The sequence below is a fragment of the Streptomyces sp. NPDC051018 genome, assembly GCF_044456085.1.
Taxonomy (GTDB): Bacteria; Actinomycetota; Actinomycetes; order Streptomycetales; family Streptomycetaceae; genus Streptomyces.
This window is the reverse complement of the sequence record NZ_JBITFN010000009.1, coordinates 22,560-41,682: the sequence shown is the minus strand read 5'-3', so window position 1 is coordinate 41,682 and position 19,123 is coordinate 22,560. Positions and strand designations below refer to the sequence as shown.

The window sequence follows — 19,123 nt, the reverse complement described above, 5'->3', positions numbered from 1 at the left end:
ATGGCACCCCGACTTCCGGAATCGGGGCGTACGGGGCAGGATGAGCAGGTTGGCGGCACTGAGTGCCGCCAATGGGGCCCAATGGTCGACCCCGAGTGCACTCTCATGCGCCAAATGGGGGATGGTAGAGACAGTCAGGGCACCTCGAAGAAGAGGCACTACGTCGGTGAGGGATGACGTGAGCGACAACTCTGTAGTACTGCGGTACGCGGACGGCGAGTACACCTACCCGGTGGTCGAGAGCACCGTCGGCGACAAGGGCTTCGACATCGGCAAGCTGCGAGCCCAGACCGGTCTCGTGACCCTGGACAGCGGCTATGGGAACACCGCCGCCTACAAATCCGCGATTACCTACCTCGACGGTGAGGAGGGGATTCTGCGGTACCGGGGCTATCCGATCGAGCAGCTCGCGGAGCGCTCCACCTTCACCGAGGTGGCGTATCTGCTCATCAACGGAGAGCTTCCGACCGTCGACGAGCTGGCCGCCTTCAAGGGCGAGATCACCCAGCACACGCTGCTGCACGAGGACGTCAAGCGGTTCTTCGACGGCTTCCCGCGCGACGCCCATCCGATGGCGATGCTGTCCTCCGTGGTCAGCGCGCTGTCCACGTTCTACCAGGACAGCCACAACCCGTTCGACGACAACCAGCGCCACCTCTCCACGATCCGGCTGCTCGCCAAGCTGCCCACGATCGCGGCGTACGCGTACAAGAAGTCGATCGGTCACCCGTTCGTCTACCCGCGCAACGACCTCGGGTACGTGGAGAACTTCCTGCGGATGACCTTCTCGGTCCCCGCCCAGGAGTACGACCTCGACCCGGTCGTCGTCTCGGCGCTGGACAAGCTGCTCATTCTGCACGCGGACCACGAGCAGAACTGTTCGACCTCCACCGTGCGCCTGGTGGGCTCCTCGCAGGCGAACATGTTCGCCTCGATCTCCGCGGGCATCTCCGCCCTCTGGGGCCCCCTGCACGGCGGCGCCAACCAGTCGGTGCTGGAGATGCTGGAGGGCATCCAGGCGACCGGCGGCGACGTCGACACCTTCATCCGCAAGGTGAAGAACAAGGAAGACGGCGTGAAGCTCATGGGCTTCGGGCACCGCGTCTACAAGAACTTCGACCCCCGGGCGAAGATCATCAAGGCGGCGGCGCACAACGTCCTGTCGGCGCTCGGCAAGTCCGACGAGCTGCTGGACATCGCCCTGAAGCTGGAGGAACACGCTCTGGCCGACGACTACTTCGTCGAGCGCAAGCTCTACCCGAACGTGGACTTCTACACCGGTCTGATCTACCGGGCCATGGGCTTCCCGACCGAGATGTTCACCGTGCTGTTCGCGCTCGGCCGGCTTCCCGGCTGGATCGCCCAGTGGCACGAGATGATCAAGGAGCCGGGTTCCCGTATCGGCCGTCCGCGCCAGATCTACACGGGTGAGGTCCTCCGGGACTTCGTTCCGGTCGAGGCCCGCTGACCTTCCTGCGAGGCCCCGCGCGACTCCGGACAGCAAAGCGGAAAGCGCCCCACCGCCGATCCCCCCACGGGTCGGCGAGCGGGGCGCTTCCCATATCCCCGGAGCGGATTCCCCCCACGGGATCCGGCCGGGTGTCTGCAACCGCAGAAGCTCACGCGGTCTGCCGGGGTACGTACGCACGGGAGGGCCGCTCAAAGCTCCCCGGGCACGTGCCCCGGCCAACGCTTGCCTGGGATGTCCCCCAAGACATCCCATGAACGTCCCCCAAGACGTTCGTGGCATCGTCCATTTAGACCCGCGAGGGGCCTCAATGGTTACCCCTCAATATCTGTGATCTAGGTCTCTTTGTGAAGGTCTTGTGCCTCACATGTAGCTGGACCAAGGCGCGGAAGGATCGGTCGCCCGTCATCGCAAACGCGGACGAAAAGCCCGGTGCGAATTTCGTGATCATGGGTTTGAGCTGGCTCTATGTGGTCAGTGCCGGGCTTTTTGCATCATGGCCAAGGGGCTGGAAAAGAATGCCTTCGGACGCCCTGGGTGTCCGCTCTGCGAGACGGATCCGGCCCTCCGCGAGACGCAGATCACTTCGTACAGGAGAGCGGATCACCGCTTCGCCGGTCGCGGGCGGTTCGGCTCCCCGCCCTTGGTGGTTCGAGCGGAGCAGCCCCGGGGCCGGGGGTGCTGCCCGGCGCCCGGGAGAACGGCCTCGGCGCCCTCCTCCCCGGCTGTTCGTCCGGAGGTGGGGTGGGTGGCGGTCTGGCCGTTCCGGGGCCCCCAGAGAGCCGCACAGCCGTTCCCCGCCCGGGTGGGCCCCAGTGTGCGCGGCGGGCCGGGTTCGGCGCGTATCGCGGGCCGTAACCGATTCCGGCCCGGCCGCGGTCCCGACCCGTATCGGTTCCGTCCCGGCGTTGGCCCGATGCCGATGCCGACCCGGCGGCAGTTCCGATGCCGGCCCGGTGGCGGTTCGGGTGTCGGTCCGGCCCGGTGGCGTGCCTGCCCGCGCGGGCAGGACACGCCGGGTCAGGCCTGGCCGGCCAGCTCGTAGCCGGCCTCGTCCACCGCGGCGCGCACGGCGGACTCGTCGAGCGGTGCCTCCGAGACGACGGTGACGATTCCGGTCGAGGCGACGGCGGTGACCGAGGTGACGCCCGGAAGGGCGGAGATTTCGCCGGAGACGGCGCCCTCGCAGTGGCCGCAGGTCATGCCCGTGACCTTGTAGACGGTGGTGACGGAGCCCTCCGTCACGACATCGGCCGCGCCGGTGCCGCAGGAGCTGCCGCCACAGCAGCTGGAGGCGGAGGTCTCGGTGATCTCGATCTCGGACTTGGCGGTCATGTCGTTCTCCTCGTGAGGCATGAGAGCAGCGTTCGTCGCGTTCCGGGCGCACGGGGGCCGTACTGCCCCCGGAGTGCCGGACACTCACCATACTATACCCCTAGGGGGTATAGTATGGCTCTCGGGTGATCTCACGGGGTGTATTGGGGGGCGCAGCCCTCGCCGTTGTCGGGGAAGATCGGTTCCAGATAGCGGAACATGACGTTCTTGATTTCTGCCGCGTACGCATCCCGTTCCGCGCCCTCATGGCTGAGCGCCAGGTCGAGCCCGGCCTTGAAGATGGCCATCGCGGTGTTCCCGATGAGGGAGAGCTCGGCGGGGGAGGCGTCCGGGAGGTGGCCTCCGATGATCGCCGTCAGGCCCATGAGGAGTCCCGCGTGGAGGGTCTCGAATTCCTCGGTGATCTGGCCGGGTGTGTCGGGTCCGTTGATCAGTACGGCGAAGGCCGGGTTCTCGTAGTTGAACGTGAACAGCGGGTCGAGTACCGCGTCCAGCAGTTCCTCCAGCGGGAGATCGCGGCCCGCGGCGACCAGGACCTCGCCGTGGGAGTCCCGCCACCGTTCGAGGAGGCGGCCGCCGAGTTCGATGGCGATGGCTTCCTTGTTCGGGAAGAACTGGTAGAGCGTGCCGGGGGAGACGCCTGCCTCGCGCGCGATCGCGTTGGTGGAGGCCGCGGCGTAGCCGGAGGAGCAGAAGACGGATGCGGCGGCCTCCAGTAGCTGGGCGATCCGCCGCTCGCCGCGCGCCTGCCGGCGGCGTGGCTTGGCGGGTGCGGCTCCGCGTTCCGCGGGCGTGCCGGAGGGGGTGGCTCCCCGGGGCGGGGTGTCCGATTGCGGGCCGGTGGCCGCCTTGGCCGTCGGTGTTCCCCCGGGCTGGGGCGCGGAGGTGATAGTTCCGGATCCCGGGGTGCTCGCTCCCCCGGGAATGGTGGTCGCGGGGGCGGGCGGTCCCTGCTCCCCGGTCGGCTGATCGCCCGGTCGCGGTGTTGTCCGGCCTGACCCCGTCCGCTCCGGCCTCATGGGCTCCGGCACTGAAATCCCCAGCTTCCTGGTGCGGTTGACAAACGCGAGTGCTCGCTCGCATTCTAGGTAATGCGAGCGATGACTCGCATTTGCGAGTGTATTGGCTACTGCTCGATCCATGCTGCCTGCTCGCAGGCCCGCACGGGCCAGGTGATCCGGGTGAACCAGGTGAAGGGGACACCGCACGATGTCTGAAGTCAACAGCCCGCATCCGGCGGGGAGCCGGACTCCCGCGGGGGGCCCGCCACGGCTGGGGGGATGGACGCGGTTCGTCACCGCCAGGCCGCGGCTGGCCCTGCTGGCCGCTCTGGTGATCACCGTGCTCGCCGTGTTCGCGGGAAGCGGAGCGGCCGACCGGATGGGCAGCGGTGGCTGGCAGGACCCGGCAGCCGAGTCGACCTATGCGACCGCCGCGCTGGAGCGGGAGTTCCCGGCCTCCCAGCCGAATCTCATTCTGCTCGTCGACGGCGGCCGGGAAAGCGTGGACAGCCCGGCGGTCGCGGCCGAGGGGCGGCGGCTGGCTGAGCGGCTCGCCGCCGAAGCGGACATCACCGGAGTCGGGTCCTACTGGCAGACACAGTCGCCCGCGCTCCGCTCCGAGGACGGGCGCGAGGCGCTGATCGCGGCCCGCATCCAGGGGGACGAGAAGGCCAGGGCCGAGGTCCTGGACCGGATAGCGCCGGAATTCCGGGGTGAGCGCGGTCCGGTCGAGGTCTCGATCGGAGGTCCCGTCGCCGTTGAACACGACATGACGACGACCATTCAGGAGGACCTCCTGCGGGCCGAGCTGATCGCCCTGCCGGTGACGCTCGTGCTGCTGATCATGGTCTTCGGCAGTGTGGTCGCCGCGCTGCTTCCGCTGGCCGTCGGCATCGTCGCCATCCTGGGGACGAACGCGGTACTGCGTGGTATCACCGAGTTCGCCGATGTCTCGGTCTTCTCACAGAATCTCACCACCGCCCTGGGGCTCGGACTCGCCATCGACTATGCCCTGTTCATCGTCCGCAGGTTCCGGGAGGAGCTGGGCGCGGGCGCCGATGTACGGGACGCGGTGGCCACCACGCTGCGCACCGCGGGGCGCACCGTTCTGTTCTCAGCGCTCACGGTGGCCGTCTCGCTGGCCGCGATGCTGGTCTTCCCGCAGTACTTCCTGCGTTCCTTCGCCTATGCGGGCATCGCCGTGGTGCTTCTCGCCGCTGCGGCCGCGCTCGTCCTGCTGCCGGCCGCGCTGATGCTGCTGGGACCGCGTGTCAACGCCCTGGACGTCCGCGCGCTCTTCCGGCGCGGACGCGGACGCCGTACGACAGGGGCGGGCGCGGGCGATGGGGCGAGTGCGCCGGCCGGAAGTACCGCCGGTGGCGGACCCGTCGACGCACGCGAAACGGGAGCGGGCTGGGCGCGGCTCGCCGATCTGGTGATGCGCCGAGCGCCGCTCTTTGCCTTCACCACAGCCGCCGGCCTGGTGCTGCTGGGGCTGCCGTTCCTGGGGGTGAAGTTCGGTACGCCCGACGACCGGCAACTGCCCTCCACCGCCGAGTCCCATGTGGTCCAGCAGCACATCCGCGACGGCTTCCCCGGCAGCCCGGACGGCGGTATCGAGATCCTCGCCGAAAGTAAGGGCACGGCCGCGACCCCCGCCGAGTACACCAGCTACCGCGACCGGATCGAGGACCTCCCGGGTGTGCTCCGGGTGGACGGGCCGATCGCCTCGGAGGGGAACGCGTACTTCACGGTCCAGCCCGAGGGGGAGGCGGTGGGGGAGGGCGCCCAGCGCCTGGTGCACGACATCCGCGGGATATCGGCTCCGTTCGAGACGTCGGTCACCGGCCGGGCGGCCGTGCTGGAGGACTCCAAGTCGGCAATCGGGGAGCAGTTGCCTCTGGCGCTCGGAATCATCGTGGTAGTGACCCTGCTGCTGGTCTTCCTGCTCACGGGCAGTGTGGTGATCCCCCTTCAGGCGGTGGTGCTCAACGGCCTGAGTCTGACGGCCATGTTCGGCGCGGTGGTCTGGATCTTCCAGGACGGCAATCTCTCGGGGCTGCTGGGGTTCACCCCCACAGGCGACATCGAGACGAATCTGCCCGTGCTGATGTTCTGCGTCGCCTTCGGCCTCTCGATGGACTACGGCGTCTTTCTGCTCTCCCGTATCAAGGAGGAGTACGACCGTACGCACGATCATGAGCACGCCTTGCGGTTCGGTATCCAGCGCACCGGCGGGCTGATCACGGCGGCCGCTCTGATCCTCGCGGTGGTGATGGTGGCGATCGGCACCTCACGGGTGACCAGCACCAAGATGCTCGGACTGGGTATCGCGCTGGCGGTGCTGATGGACGCCATGGTGGTACGTGGTCTGCTGGTGCCCTCGGTGATGAAGCTGACGGGCCGGTGGACCTGGTGGGCGCCCGGCCCGCTGCGCCGGTTCCATGAGCGTTTCGGACTGAGCGAGGGCGAGATACCCGAGCCCGCGCGGGGGACGGTCCCGTCCACGGGCCCCGATGCGGGACCGGAGCCGGGATCCGGGGCGCCGGACAAGCGGGACAAGGCCGCGGCGGGCGACGGTCCCCGGAGCTGACGGACAGGACCCGGGCCCTGTCGCGGGGCGGGGCTCCGGGCCGGCGGGGCCGCCGGTGCCGGGTCTCTCCGACTCCACGCACCCGACCCGGCGACGGGGCAGGGGCGTGGAGTCGGGGGAACCCGCCTGGCTCGCCCGTCCGTATCCCGGGCGGGACGCGCGGGACGGGGCTCCGGGCGGGGGTCAGCGGTCTCTGCGGCTCCTGTTGCCGGGGCGGTTGGCCACCCAGGTGCGGACGGTCTCCGCGTACCAGTAGGGTCTGCCGCCCTCCACATGATCCGGCGGGGGGAGCAGACCGTGCTTGCGGTAGGAGCGGACGGTATCCGGCTGCACCCGGATATGAGCGGCGATCTCCTTGTACGACCAGAGCCTGCGGTCCGTCATCTGTGTGGCACCTCCCTGGTATGCGCGGCAGCGGAGGCCGGGGGCCGCCGGGGGAGCTGTCGCGCGGGCGTCGGCGATCTTGACCCTGCGCCCGTTGAACGATGAGAGGGGAGGGACGGCCGGGTCTGTCGACCGGCTGTGACGGAAAACCCGCGTAACGGAGACATACGTGATCAGCCAGTGACAAAGGTGACGGAGGTGACCAGAGGGAAGGCGCGGACCGCCGTCGGGAGACCTCAAGGCGCGGAGGCGCCGACAGGTTTCCGGGTTCCAGGGGCCGGGGGTATCGGGGCAGTCCCGGAAGCGTCGGACAGGACAACGACGGGTTGCCCGGAAGCGTGCCCGGGAGGCGCCACCGACGGAGCCACCGTCACAGGGCTGGATGGCGTCCCGCTGACTGGTGTAGCCGATCACGGTGATGGAATCCCCGGGTCGCGGCCCGAATCACCCTGGCCGAAGACCCTGTTGAGGCTCGCCGGGCCGGGACCAGCGTGACCGCACGACGGCCGGGAGCGGCACATACCGGACGGGTCCGAAGCGGAGGCAACGGACCGTGATCGGCCACACCACGACGGGGACACGTCCCAGGGCTGCTTCCGCACCGCTGTTGCATCGTCACGGCGGCGACACGGCATGGGACTTCGCCGGGGGAGTCCCGTCTTCGGGGACGTGGTGACTCGGGGAGGCGGCCGGTGAACGGCGGGCCGGGAAGGGGAGGCGGATGCCACGGCTCGACCCGGGGGAAGCCCGGTCCGGGTTGTGTCCTGGGAAGTGGGTTCAGGCTCCGCAGGAGCGCAGAAATCGGCGGGTCCGCCGGGCGATCGGGAACGGCTTGTCCGGCGGGCACGGGTACATGTCCTGCTCGACGATGGCGAAGAGTTCCACGCCCAGGGCCTGTGCCGCGGACAGTACGGGCTCCAGTGCGGGCACCCCGGAGGGGGGTTCGCACATCACACCGCCGGCCACCGCCTGGCCGAACGGCACACCATCGGCGACGACCCCGGCGAGGATCTCGGGGTCGACCTGCTTGAGGTGGAGGTAGCCGATCCGTTCGCCGTAGGTCTTGAACAGTTCGAGACTGTCCCCGCCGCAGTAGGCGTAGTGCCCGGTGTCCAGACAGAGCGAGACCAGGCCGGGGTCGGTGGCGTCGAGGAAGCGGCTCACGTTCTCCTCGCCGTCGATATGGGTGTCGGCATGCGGGTGGACCACGATCCGCAGGCCGTACCGTTCGCGGACCTCCCGGCCCAGCCGCTCCGTCTGCGTGGTCAGATCGCGCCACTGCGCGGGCGTCAGGGTGCTGTCCTCCAGTACGTCACCGGTTCTGTCGTCCCGCCAGAAGGAAGGGATGACGACCAGATGCTCCGCCCCCATGGCGCGGGTGAGGGCCGCGATGTCCGCGACATGGGCCCAGGTCTCCTCCCAGACGGCCGGACCGCGGTGCAGCCCGGTGAAGACGGTCCCCGCCGAGACCTTCAGCCCGCGCCGGGCGGTCTCCTCGGAGAGCACGGCCGGGTCGCTCGGCAGATAGCCGTAGGGCCCCAGTTCGATCCACTCGTAACCGGCCTCCGCCACCTCGTCGAGAAAGCGCCGCCAGGGGACCTGCCGGGGATCGTCGGGAAACCACACACCCCAGGAATCAGGGGCCGAGCCGACCCGGATGCGGTTCAGGGAGGGGGCGGAGGAGCTCATGGCCACGAGCTTTCCGGCCGTTGCGGAAGGGTGTCAAGCCTTCGTCCGAATGTCAGGACAAAATGTTGACAGGATTCAGTGAGGAGCACTAGACCTGGTGAGAGCCGGGCGTCGAACCGAAGGGACGGGCATGCCTCAGCCGTACGACCCTCAGCCGTACGACGTGATCACGATGGGCCGGATCGGGGTGGATCTGTATCCGCTGCGAACCGGGGTTCCCCTGGCCCGGGTCGACGCGTTCGGAAAGTTCCTCGGCGGATCACCCGCCAATGTCGCCGTCGGCGCCGCCCGTCTCGGCAGACGCACCGCCGTGATCACCCGCACCGGGCAGGACGCGTTCGGGGAGTATCTCCACCAGGCGCTGGATGAGTTCGGCGTCGACGACCGCTGGGTGACACCGGTGGCCGCGTATCCGACTCCGGTCACCTTCTGCGAGATCTTCCCGCCGGACGACTTTCCCCTCTACTTCTACCGGCAGCCCCGGGCCCCCGACCTGGAGATCCATGAGCATGAGCTGGACATGGCCGCGATCCGCGCCGCCCATGTCTTCTGGGTGACCGGCACCGGGCTGTCCGCCGAGCCGAGCCGTGGCGCGACCCTGGCCGCTCTCGCCCACCGGGGCCGCGCGGGCTTCACCGTCTTCGACCTCGACTGGCGGCCCGTGCTGTGGGACGCCGAAACCGAGCCGGACCCGGGAGCCGTACGGCCGTACTACCGCGAGGCGCTGGCCGGGGCGACCGTCGCCGTGGGCAACACCGACGAGTGCGAGATCGCCACCGGGGAGCGCGATCCGGACGCTGCGGCCCGCGCGCTTCTGGACGCCGGGGCGGAACTCGCCGTCGTCAAACGGGGCCCCGAGGGTGTACTCGCCGTGCACCGCGACGGCACCAGGACCGAAGTGCCGCCCGTGCCCGTCGAAGTGGTCAACGGACTGGGCGCGGGGGACGCGTTCGGCGGTGCGCTCTGCCACGGGCTCCTCTCGGGCTGGGAACTGGAGCGGGTCATGCGCTACGCGAACATCGCCGGGGCCATCGTGGCGTCCCGCCTCGCCTGTTCGGCCGCGATGCCGTACGCGGACGAGGTCGAGCAAGTGCTCGAGGGCGGCCCGATCCCACCGGAGGCCGCGCCCCCGCCCGTACCGACGTCATCACCCGTGTTCACGCCACCATCCGCGTCCATGTCTCCACCTCTACCGCTGTCTTCGCCGACAACCGGAGCCTCGCAGGCAACCGGGGCCTCGCCGGAGGCCGTGTCCGGGCGCAGGCCCGCGCCCCTGTCGGCACCGCCCGACGCGTCCGTACGACCGGACCTGTCCGTACCGCCGCCCCCGGCCGCAGCACCACCACCGCCCGAACCGCCGGACGTGCCCGTACTCACGCCCCCGCCCGAACCGCCGGACCCGCCCGGCCCCCGGGGGCGGCCCGTACCCACCGATCCTCCGACTCCGTTCCATGGGCCGGGCCGGGCAGGCCCCGGGGCGCTGTCGTGAGCAGAGTCGACATCGCCGAGCTGGTCGGGATCCGTACCCACCATCCCGAGGCCGTCGCGGAGGCAGCAGCACGCCGCCGCAAGCGGCCCCGGCTCATGGGCGCGAGCGGCCGACTGATGATCATCGCCGCCGACCACCCGGCGCGCGGCGCGCTCGCCGTCGGGGACCGCCGGCTCGCCATGGCCAACCGCCTCGATCTGCTGGAAAGACTCTGCCTCGCACTCTCCCGCCCCGGCGTCGACGGAGTACTCGCCACCGCCGACATACTCGACGATCTGCTGCTGCTCGGCGCGCTCGACGACAAGGCGGTCATCGGCTCCATGAACCGCGGCGGCCTCGCGGGCGCCGCGTTCGAACTCGACGACCGCTTCACCGGCCACCGCGCCCGGGATCTGCACCGCCTCGGTTTCGACGCGGGCAAGCTGCTGCTGAGGATCGACTACCAGGACCCCGGTTCGCTCGACACCCTGTACGCGACCGCCCGCGCGGTCGACGAGATGGCGGAGTACCGGCTTCCCGTCTTCGTCGAACCGTTTGTCTGCCACCGGGTCGACGGGCGCCTTCACAACGATCTGAGCGCCGAGGCGGTCATCCGGTCGATCGCGATCGCGTCCGGGCTGGCGGGCACGTCCGCGTACACCTGGCTGAAAGTCCCCGTCACCGACGACCCCGACGACATGGCGGCGGTGATGGAGACCTCGACGCTCCCCGCGGTCATCCTCGGCGGCGAGATAGGCGACGACCAGGACGGCGCGTACGAGAAGTGGCGCGGTGCGCTGCGGCTTCCCACGGTCCAGGGTCTGGTGGTGGGACGCTCACTGCTCTATCCGTTCGACGGAGACGTGGCCGGTGCGGTCGACACGGCCGTGGGACTGCTCTAGAAGGAATCGAGGAATCAGGGAGTACGGATACGTCATGAGCGCCGAGGCAACGCGGAATCAGGACAAGAGGCTCCGGGAGTGGTACGTACCGGCGGGCAGCGCGGCGGAGGGTCCGTACGCGCTGCGGATCGATCCCGGCCGGGCCGGCTGGGGATACACCGGCATCCGGGTGGTGGAACTGGAGCCGGGCGGGGTCCACTCCCTCGCCACCGGGGACAGCGAGTGGATCGTGCTGCCGCTCAGGGGCGGCTGCACAGTGCGCGTCGACGGTGAGTTTTTCGAACTGCTGGGCAGGGAAAGTGTGTTCAGCGGAGTCAGTGACTTCGCCTATCTGCCGCGCGATGTCCACGCACAGATCGCCTCCGGTGCGGGAGGCCGCTTCGCCCTGGCAGGAGCGAAGTGCGAGCGCCGACTCCCCGCTCGCTACGGCCCCGCGCCGGAGGTACCGGTCGAACTGCGCGGCTCGGGCACGTGCTCGCGCCAGGTGAACAACTTCGCCGCGACCGACACCTTCGACTGCGACCGGCTGATCGCGGTCGAGGTGCTCACACCCGGCGGGAACTGGTCCTCCTACCCGCCGCACAAGCACGACGAGCACCGGCCCGGCGTCGAATCGGAGCTGGAGGAGATCTACTACTTCGAGATCGAGGGGGGCGGGCTCGGCTACCACCGGGTCTCGCCGTCCCGCGCGGGCGGCACGGACGTCCTCGCCGAGGTGACCACGGGGGACGTCGTCCTCGTCCCCGACGGCTGGCACGGCCCCTCGATCGCCTCGCCCGGCCGTGACATGTACTACCTCAATGTGATGGCCGGTCCGGGACCCGACCGCGCGTGGCTGATCAGCGACCATCCCGACCACGGCTGGATCCGCGGCACCTGGCCGGCACAGCCGATGGACCCACGGCTTCCGCTGTACGGCGCGGGCGGGCCCCGCACCGGCAGCCAGGGCCACCCGGGCCGGCCGGCCAACCCGGACCGGCCGGCCAACCCGGACCAGCCGGCCAACCCGGACCGGCCGGGCCACCTGGGCCAGCCGGCCGACCTGGATCAGCCGGGCCACCCTGGCCCCCCGGGCAACTCGCCCCACCCCGGCGCGGCCGTACCCGGCGCGGACGCCCCCGGTGCCCCGCGCCCCCTGCCTCCGCCCGCCGGATCCGGAATCTCCCCCGAGGAAGGCCTCCGATGACCACGCGCAGACTCACCACAGCCCAGGCACTCATCACCTTTCTCACCCGTCAGTACACCGAGCGGGACGGTCGGCGACGGCGGCTGATCGCCGCCACCTGGGGCATTTTCGGCCATGGCAATGTGGCCGGCATCGGCCAGGCGCTGCTGGAGTCGGGGACCGGACCACGGGCGGCGATGCCGTACTACCAGGGCCGTAACGAACAGGCCATGGTCCACGCGGCCGTCGGTTACGCCCGTCAGTCCCGCAGGCTCTCCGCCCATGCCGTGACCACCTCCATCGGCCCCGGCGCGACCAACCTCGTGACCGGCGCGGCGCTCGCCACCGTCAACCGGCTCCCGGTCCTCCTCCTGCCCGGCGACGTCTTCGCGACCCGGCCCGCCGACCCGGTGCTCCAGCAGCTCGAAGTCCCGTACGCGGGCGATGTGTCGGTCAACGACACCCTGCGGCCCGTCTCCCGGTACTTCGACCGCGTGCCCCGACCCGAGGCCCTGATGCCGGCCGCCCTCCAGGCGATGCGGGTCCTCGCCGACCCCGCCGAGACGGGGGCGGTGACGCTGGCGCTGCCCCAGGACGTCCAGGCCGAGGCGTACGACTGGCCCGAGGACTTCTTCGCCGAACGCGTCTGGCAGGTGGGACGCGCCCGGCCCGACCGCCATGCTCTGGACGGAGCCGTTCACGCGCTGTCCACGGCCCGGCGGCCGCTGATCGTCGCGGGCGGCGGTGTCCACCACAGCGAGGCCGAGGACGCGCTCAGGACGTTCGCCGAGGCGACCGGCGTCCCCGTCGCCTCCACCCAGGCGGGCAAGGGCTCGCTGCCGTACGACCACCCGTGCGACGTCGGCGGGATCGGCCACACCGGCACGGCCACGGCCGATGACCTTGCCCGTACGGCGGATCTGGTGATCGGCGTCGGCACCCGCTGGTCCGACTTCACCACCGCGTCCTCGACCCTGTTCCAGAACCCGGGCGTCCGCTTCCTCAACGTCAATGTCACCTCCTTCGACGCCCACAAGATGTCCGGGATCTCGCTGGTCGCGGACGCCGGGGCCGCCCTCGGCGAGCTGACGGCCGCGCTCGGCGACGGATTCCGCGTCCCGTCCTCGTACGAGAGCGAGTACGGCGCGGCCAAGGAACGCTGGGAGCGCCGCGTCGACGCCGCGTACCGGCCGGACGGCCCGAACGCCCGCCCCACCCAGTCCCAGGTGCTCGGCGTGCTCGACTCCCTGGTCACCGGCGACGACATCGTGATCAACGCGGCGGGCTCGCTCCCCAGCGATCTCCACAAGCTGTGGCGCACCCGTTCCGCCGACCAGTACCACGTCGAGTACGGCTACTCCTGCATGGGTTACGAGATCCCCGCGGCGATCGGTGTCGCGATGGCCGCGCCCGGCCGGCCCGTCTGGGCGCTCGTCGGCGACGGTACGTATCTGATGAACCCCACCGAGATCGTCACGGCCGTACAGGAGAACATCCCGGTCAAGGTGGTGATCATCCAGAACCACGGGTACGCCTCGATCGGAGGTCTCTCCGAATCCGTCGGCGCGGAGCGGTTCGGCACGGCTTACCGGTACCGCGCCGAGGACGGCACCTACACGGGGGCGCCGCTGCCCGTCGACCTCGCCGCCAACGCGGCGGCGCTCGGCCTGCGGGTCATCCGCGTCCGCTCGGTCGGCGACCTGCGGGAAGCGCTGGCCGAGGCGCGCTGGTCGGATGTGCCCACAGGTGTCTACGTCGAGACCGAAACGGCAGACACTGTGTCGGGCCCGCCTCCGGCGCAGGCGTGGTGGGATGTCCCCGTGGCAGCGACCGCGACTCGTCCGTCCGCGGTCAAGGCCCGGGAGGAGTACGAGCGACACATCGCAGCCCGACGCCGTCATCTATGAACAGACCGGGCATCTGGTAACTGTGAAGGAGCCTTTCGTCATGACGAAGACCGTCAACCACTGGATCGGTGGCAAGACCGTCGAAGGCGCGTCCGGCAACTGGGGCCCGGTCACCGACCCGGCGACCGGCGCCGTCACCACCCGGGTGGCGCTGGCGTCGGCCGACGAGGTCGGCGCGGCCGTCGCCGCGGCGAAGGAGGCCTACGCGGCCTGGGGCACCTCCTCGCTCGCCCAGCGCACCGCCGTCCTCTTCCGCTACCGCGCGCTGCTGGACGCCCGCCGTGACGACATCGCCGCGCTGATCACCGCCGAGCACGGCAAGGTGCACTCCGACGCGCTCGGCGAGGTGGCACGCGGTCTGGAGATCGTGGAGCTGGCCTGCGGTATCACCACACAGCTCAAGGGCGAGCTGTCCACCCAGGTCTCCAGCCGGGTCGACGTCGCCTCGATCCGCCAGCCGCTCGGGGTCGTCGCGGGCATCACCCCGTTCAACTTCCCGGCGATGGTGCCGATGTGGATGTTCCCGCTGGCCATCGCCTGCGGAAACACCTTTGTCCTCAAGCCCAGTGAGAAGGATCCGTCGGCGGCCGTGCTGCTGGCGGAGCTGGCCGCCGAGGCCGGGCTGCCCGGCGGAGTGCTCAATGTGGTCCACGGTGACAAGGTCGCGGTGGACGCGCTGCTCGCGCACCCGGACGTCGCCGCGGTCTCCTTCGTCGGCTCCACCCCGATCGCCCGCTACATCCACGAGACCGCCTCCGCCAACGGCAAGCGCGTCCAGGCGCTCGGCGGCGCCAAGAACCACATGCTGGTCCTGCCCGACGCGGACCTGGACGCGGCCGCCGACGCCGCGGTCTCGGCGGCGTACGGCTCCGCGGGCGAGCGCTGCATGGCGATCTCCGCGGTCGTCGCGCTGGACTCCGTCGCGGACGAGCTGGTCGACAGGATCCGCGAGCGGGCCGAGAAGATCAAGATCGGCCCCGGTAACGACCCCTCGTCCGAGATGGGCCCCCTGATCACCCGGGCCCACCGCGACAAGGTCGCCTCCTATGTCACCGGCGCGGCCGCCCAGGGCGCCGAGGTCGTCCTCGACGGCACCGGCTACACGGTCGAGGGTTACGAGGACGGCCACTGGATCGGTCTCTCGCTCCTCGACAAGGTCTCCACCGACTCCGACGCCTACCGCGACGAGATCTTCGGCCCGGTGCTGTGCGTGCTGAGGGTGGCGACGTACGAGGACGGTGTGGCGCTCATGAACGCCTCGCCGTTCGGCAACGGTACGGCTGTCTTCACCCGTGACGGCGGCGCCGCCCGCCGCTTCCAGATGGAGATCGAGGCGGGCATGGTCGGGGTGAACGTGCCGATCCCGGTCCCCGTCGGATACCACTCCTTCGGCGGCTGGAAGGACTCGCTCTTCGGCGACCACCACATCTACGGCAACGACGGAGTGCACTTCTACACCCGGGGCAAGGTCGTCACCACCCGCTGGCCCGACCCCTCCGACGCTCCCGCGGGCGTCGACCTGGGCTTCCCCCGCAACCACTGAGTCCGGCCCGGTCGGGGCCACGGGCTCACCGAGCCCGTGGCCCGCCGGTCCACCGGGGCGCGGCGTTCACCGCGCGCCGGAGCGGGACGGTGCCACGACCGGAGCACGGTGTGCCCCGGCCCCCGCCGCCGGGGCCGAAAACGACTGGCTCCGCTCTCCTCGACCCCTGCATGCTGATCCGTATGCAGGACCGAGAACCGCAGCGCCGGATCCGCGCGCTCCACACCGCGTCGACGATCACCGTCTACCAGGCGTACACCCCGTCGATCGGCGGCCCGGCGGCCCGCGACGGCCGCTTTCCCGCGTCGTGGAAGCGGGACCGTATGACGTGGGTCAAGCCGTGTTCATAGCCTTTTCCCATGGCTGAGGAAGAGAAGGACCAGCAGACACAGGCCCGTTTACGGCGAGCCCTCCGGGCCAGGCAAGCGGCTGGCACACAGCGGACCAGGCAGCGCCCCTCCGACTGGGCGGGAGAGACCGCAGCGATCTACTGCCGGATCTCCCATGCGAACGACGACGATCAGACGGGCGTCGACCGCCAGGAGCGCATCTGTCGCGAGGTGGCCGAACGGCTTGGTCTCACGGTCGCCGAGGACCAGGTGTTTGTGGACAACAACCGTTCTGCATGGCAGCGAAAGCGCAAGCGCCCGGGGTGGGACGCCCTGCTCGCCCACGCCGGACAGGGGCGCATACGCCACGTTCTGACCTACCACCCGGACCGCTTGATGCGTCAGCCACGTGATCTCGAAGAGCTGTTGCAGATCGCCGACGACCACGACATCACCTTGCACGGTCAGGCGAACCGGCGCGATCTCGCGGACCCCGACGACCGCTTCTTCCTCCGTATCGAAGTGGCGCACGCCTGCCGATCCAGCGACGACACCTCACGCCGACTGATCGACGCACTGGTCGAGCGAGCCCAGGACGGACGGCCCCACACGGGAAGGCGCCGCTACGGGTACGACAGGACCGGCACGGTGATCATCCCCGAAGAGGCCGAGATCGTACGGGAGGTCTTCACCCGCTATCTGGACGGGGTGAGCCCCGTCCAACTGGCCAGGGAACTGCACGAGCGCGGGGAGAAGACCGCCGAGGGCCGTTCCTGGAACGCACCCCGCGTACGGGATCTCCTCAGCAACCGTCATATCGCCGGGATCCGGGTCTTCCGGGGAGAGGAGATCGGAGACGGTGAATGGCCCGCGATCATCGACAAGGGCATGTGGCGCGAGGCGCAGGAGCGCCGCGCCTACCGTGCCGCAGCGGTGAAGAGGGGTGAGCGACCGGTCAGGTTCTATCTGCTGCGCGGCGTGGTCACCTGTACGGGCTGCGGCAAGGTCATGGGGGGATCGGGGGCGAGCGGGTCCAAGTACGTCTGCAACCACGGCCACCGGCTGGATGCCCCGCGCTGCAACCGTGCAGTCTCCGCCCCGATCCTGGAGCAGTTCGTCACCGAGGCCGCGATCAGTCTTCTGGAGCGCCTTGACCTCACCGACGCTCCCACGCCGTCAGCTCTCTCCCAGGAAGACCAAGCGGCCATCGATGCGGACCGCCGGGAGCTGGACGACCTCAAGGACATGTGGGAAAGCCAGGAGCTGAAGACGCGGGAGTACCGCGAGATGCGCAAGACAGTCGAAGCGCGCATCGCCGAGGTTGAACAGAAGATGATCGTTCGACCCGTGACCGAAGTGCTCGACGGCCTTGTCGGCCCACACGCCCGCCAGAGTTGGGAAGCGCTGGAGAAAGCAGGTGAGCAGCAGCGTCTGAACGCGGTCATGCGCTTCCTCTTCGCTGCCGTCAAGATCAAGGCAGCGACGAAGAAGGGCCGTCAGTTCGACTACGGCAGGATCGACATCGAGCAGAATCCCATCTGGGTCTGAGTTTGACGAACGGGGAGGGCCTCATGTGAGGTCCCTCCCCGCTTCACTCAGCCGATCTTTCCTCCGGGTTGACGCTCCAGCAGCCGGGCCAGACGGCGCGCCGATTTCGGCCCGATCCTGGTCGAGAACTTTCCGCAGACGCGTTCCAGATGCCGGGCCATGTCCGCCTCACGGTTGTGTCCTCTCAAAGAGCGGCCCCTACTCGCGCCTTTGCTTCCCGGACGAGCCCCCCGTTGACCTCAAGATCATGGGCGATGCCTGCCGCGATGAGGACAGCCCCCGGGGAGTGGCCGGACCCCGCGTACCGCCACCGAGAATCGGTGATCGAAGCCACCGACGGTTCGACCGGGCCCTGATGGGCCGCCCGGTCGGCACGGAGGGCCGCGTACGTGGTCGAGTAGGCGCGGGACTTGGTGAGGATGTGGCCCCGGTAGCCGAGTGTGTGGGCCCAGCGACGTAGGCGCAGAGGCTCGTACTCAGGGAGTCCGCCGAGTAACCAGCACGTCCGCATCAGGGTTCGTACGTGCCGGCTCACCGGCGTTGCGTCGATGGCGTCACGGCTCCGGAGCCGGTGATCGGTACCGGCGCCGGTCTCGCTCGCCCCCTTGGTGACGTACTTGGCGACGTACGCGGCCACCGCGTCGTCATCCGGGCCGTCACCGTCGCCGACGCGCAGAGGGCGGACATCGGTCTGAACGCCCCATTGGAAGGACCGTTCACCGAGCGCGGCACTGTGGGGCGCGTGGATGAGGACCCGAGCGGCCGACTCCCGCACCGCTTCGGTGATGCGGTCGGCAGTGCCCCAGGCGGGGGGTTCGTCGTCGGGCCCGGCCGGTCCGTCGAGGCGTACGACGGCATGGACATGGACGGCGGCGCGCCGCTGGTACTCCGCGACGCGTGCGAAGGACAGGCGCGCGTGGTCCGGGAACCGGGACTGTGCCAGGCCAGCCGATGAGGCGAGATTGCGGCGGACTCCGGCCGTGAAGCGGTCCCAGAGCTTGCCCGCATGGGCGTGCCACAGCACGTGGCCGGGGTAGTCGTAGCAGTCCGCGCAGAGGGGTTGGCCGACGACCGGCGCGCCAGCGTCATGGGCGAAGCCGCAGCCGATGCGCCGCCCGTGTTCGCAGGTGCCCGCGTTCCGGCGGGGGTGGCAGCGCTCCCCGGCTCGGTGGACCGGGCCAAAGGAGGGGGCGGTCAAGGTGACGAAGAGCCGGGGGTGTTCGCGGATCGACGCGGGGATACTCTTGCCGCCCGTCAGGCCCGCTCGGACCAGGTGGTACGTGTCGCCAGCGTGGAGCCGGGAGCACGGCGCGCAGACGGACGCTCGGCGGTTGCGGCAGCGGACGAGGAGGCGTTCTCCGGGTTCGTCGCGGGTGTCGTAGTGGTGCAGGATCTCACCGGTCCGGGTGTCCCGTGTGGTCGTCGAGCCGGAGAGATGGATCGGGTGGGAGCAGCCGCCCGTGGCTTTGACCTGGTCCAGCCAGCGGGAGAACTGCGGATCTTGGACGATGCGTATCGCGTCGCGGTCTACTTCGGAGAGCTGACGCAGGCGCGCCGCGCGGTCGAGTGCGGCGCGCCTGTCAGCGGAGGCTGACTCCGGGGAGATGGTGGAGACCTTCCTGATGGGGCCGCCGGAGCGGCAGGGATGGCGGAGAGTGGGGCGGAATCACTCATGAGTGCTCCTCAGCGGTCGGAGGGTGGGACCGTGGATCAGCGGATGGTTCCGGTGCCCCGGCAGCAGCGGCAGCGCCGCAGGCGACCGGTGCGTGTCTTGCGGTGGCGCTCGCCCTT

13 protein-coding genes and 2 pseudogenes are annotated in these 19,123 nt (G+C 70.0%); 9 read left to right on the top strand and 6 right to left on the bottom strand.

Annotated features, from left to right (window positions below):
• Nucleotides 1-178: 178 nt before the first annotated feature.
• On the top strand, nt 179-1,468 hold the full coding sequence (locus tag ACIBCM_RS17250) for a citrate synthase (RefSeq protein WP_389267897.1): 1,290 nt from the start codon (nt 179-181) through the stop codon (nt 1,466-1,468).
• Between the two features lie 1,020 nt (nt 1,469-2,488).
• Here ACIBCM_RS17250 and ACIBCM_RS17245 read toward each other — a convergent pair.
• A complete protein-coding gene (locus tag ACIBCM_RS17245; RefSeq protein WP_399243963.1) occupies nt 2,489-2,803 on the bottom strand; it encodes a heavy-metal-associated domain-containing protein in 315 nt (104 codons plus the stop codon).
• A 131-nt stretch (nt 2,804-2,934) separates the two neighbouring features.
• Nucleotides 2,935-3,834 carry a TetR family transcriptional regulator gene (locus ACIBCM_RS17240; protein ID WP_399243961.1) on the bottom strand — a complete coding sequence of 300 codons (900 nt, stop codon included), beginning with the start codon at nt 3,832-3,834 and terminating at the stop codon, nt 2,935-2,937.
• Between the two features lie 178 nt (nt 3,835-4,012).
• Here ACIBCM_RS17240 and ACIBCM_RS17235 point away from each other — a divergent pair, with 178 nt between their 5' ends.
• The gene (locus ACIBCM_RS17235) at nt 4,013-6,397 is read left to right on the top strand and encodes an MMPL family transporter (protein WP_399243960.1); all 2,385 of its coding nucleotides are present in this window, start codon (nt 4,013-4,015) and stop codon (nt 6,395-6,397) included.
• A gap of 183 nt (nt 6,398-6,580) precedes the next feature.
• Here the strand turns inward: ACIBCM_RS17235 and ACIBCM_RS17230 are convergent, their stop codons facing one another.
• Both ACIBCM_RS17230 and ACIBCM_RS17225 read right to left on the bottom strand, forming a co-directional pair.
• Nucleotides 6,581-6,781: a helix-turn-helix transcriptional regulator gene (locus tag ACIBCM_RS17230; protein WP_399243958.1), complete on the bottom strand. Its 201-nt coding sequence runs from the start codon at nt 6,779-6,781 to the stop codon at nt 6,581-6,583.
• A 777-nt stretch (nt 6,782-7,558) separates the two neighbouring features.
• The gene (locus ACIBCM_RS17225) at nt 7,559-8,470 is read right to left on the bottom strand and encodes a sugar phosphate isomerase/epimerase family protein (protein ID WP_399243956.1); all 912 of its coding nucleotides are present in this window, start codon (nt 8,468-8,470) and stop codon (nt 7,559-7,561) included.
• A 130-nt stretch (nt 8,471-8,600) separates the two neighbouring features.
• On the opposite strand from ACIBCM_RS17225, the gene iolC reads away from it, so the two are divergent.
• The 7 genes and pseudogenes from iolC to ACIBCM_RS17190 all read left to right on the top strand — a co-directional run bounded on the left by iolC (nt 8,601) and on the right by ACIBCM_RS17190 (nt 17,332).
• Nucleotides 8,601-9,959 (top strand): 5-dehydro-2-deoxygluconokinase, encoded by a 1,359-nt coding sequence (gene iolC / locus ACIBCM_RS17220; RefSeq protein ID WP_399243954.1) that lies wholly within the window; start codon nt 8,601-8,603, stop codon nt 9,957-9,959.
• Nucleotides 9,956-10,840 carry a deoxyribose-phosphate aldolase gene (locus tag ACIBCM_RS17215; RefSeq protein ID WP_399243952.1) on the top strand — a complete coding sequence of 295 codons (885 nt, stop codon included), beginning with the start codon at nt 9,956-9,958 and terminating at the stop codon, nt 10,838-10,840. Before iolC ends, ACIBCM_RS17215 begins: the two co-directional genes overlap by 4 nt.
• Before the next feature lie 34 nt (nt 10,841-10,874).
• Nucleotides 10,875-11,762 (top strand): annotated as a pseudogene (gene iolB, locus ACIBCM_RS17210) (5-deoxy-glucuronate isomerase); the annotation flags it as partial.
• A 260-nt stretch (nt 11,763-12,022) separates the two neighbouring features.
• Entirely contained in the window at nt 12,023-13,912 is a 1,890-nt protein-coding gene (gene iolD / locus ACIBCM_RS17205; protein WP_399243950.1) for a 3D-(3,5/4)-trihydroxycyclohexane-1,2-dione acylhydrolase (decyclizing), read from the top strand.
• Between the two features lie 40 nt (nt 13,913-13,952).
• A complete protein-coding gene (mmsA, locus tag ACIBCM_RS17200) occupies nt 13,953-15,455 on the top strand; it encodes a CoA-acylating methylmalonate-semialdehyde dehydrogenase (protein WP_399243948.1) in 1,503 nt (500 codons plus the stop codon).
• Between the two features lie 182 nt (nt 15,456-15,637).
• Nucleotides 15,638-15,796: pseudogene (locus tag ACIBCM_RS17195) on the top strand (DUF4291 family protein); the annotation flags it as partial.
• 18 nt (nt 15,797-15,814) lie between these two features.
• Nucleotides 15,815-17,332, top strand: coding sequence for a recombinase family protein (locus ACIBCM_RS17190; protein ID WP_399243946.1), 1,518 nt, complete (start codon nt 15,815-15,817; stop codon nt 17,330-17,332).
• Nucleotides 17,333-17,379: 47 nt separating this feature from the next.
• On the opposite strand, the gene ACIBCM_RS17185 is transcribed toward ACIBCM_RS17190, so the two are convergent.
• Together ACIBCM_RS17185 and ACIBCM_RS17180 are read right to left on the bottom strand one after the other, a co-directional pair.
• Nucleotides 17,380-17,520 (bottom strand): hypothetical protein, encoded by a 141-nt coding sequence (locus ACIBCM_RS17185; protein WP_399243944.1) that lies wholly within the window; start codon nt 17,518-17,520, stop codon nt 17,380-17,382.
• The gene (locus ACIBCM_RS17180; RefSeq protein ID WP_399244391.1) at nt 17,517-18,881 is read right to left on the bottom strand and encodes a replication initiator; all 1,365 of its coding nucleotides are present in this window, start codon (nt 18,879-18,881) and stop codon (nt 17,517-17,519) included. Before ACIBCM_RS17180 ends, ACIBCM_RS17185 begins: the two co-directional genes overlap by 4 nt.
• Nucleotides 18,882-19,123 lie beyond the last annotated feature (242 nt).